We start from the raw sequence: 600 nt of genomic DNA on the forward strand, positions 1-600 counted from the left end.
CATTAACCCAATCAGCAGCTACATTCGGATTTGATGTGACATTCAATGTAACTTTACCTGACTCAACAACACGTTCAACAGTTGCATTTGTGAAGGTAGCTGCTTCATTTTGAAGCCACGCTTCAATTTCATCAACCGGTAATGTCATTGGTTGATTTTGAATTTCTACACCATCCACATTAACAACAAAGTTAAAAGTACGTGTTTCAACAGTCTCTGGGGTTAAATCTACGCCAGGACGTGTGAAGTTGAAAATTGTTGTTCCTGGAGTTGAGTAATCAACGTGATCCAACTGCAAACCTTCTGCAAAACCACTTTCAATAAGTGAAGCTTCAATCGCTGCCACTGTTTCAATTGGAAGGTTGTCCTCATACTCTGACATTTGTGTTTGTACACCATCCACATTAACAATGAAAGTGTCTGCTGATACTGTAGCAGTTCCCAAAGTAGCTGAAGCTAAAACTGCTGCTGTCCCAAAAAGAATGTGTTTCTTTTTCATAAGCTATTGTCTCCTATTTGAAAAGTAAAAATTATAAACACGTTTTACACGTTTTACACGTTTTACACGTTTTACACGTTTTACACGTTTTACACGTTTTA

General features: G+C 37.7%; 1 protein-coding gene. It reads right to left on the bottom strand.

Annotated features, from left to right (window positions below; translation table 11 throughout):
* On the bottom strand, window positions 1-499 hold a 499-nt coding region (locus ACMZ6U_RS10665), incomplete at its 3' end, for a hypothetical protein (RefSeq protein WP_416108377.1).
* Window positions 500-600 lie beyond the last annotated feature (101 nt).

Origin of the sequence: Streptococcus pluranimalium, assembly GCF_047785745.1 — a bacterium.
In the GTDB taxonomy this organism is placed as follows: domain Bacteria; phylum Bacillota; class Bacilli; order Lactobacillales; family Streptococcaceae; genus Streptococcus; species Streptococcus pluranimalium_B.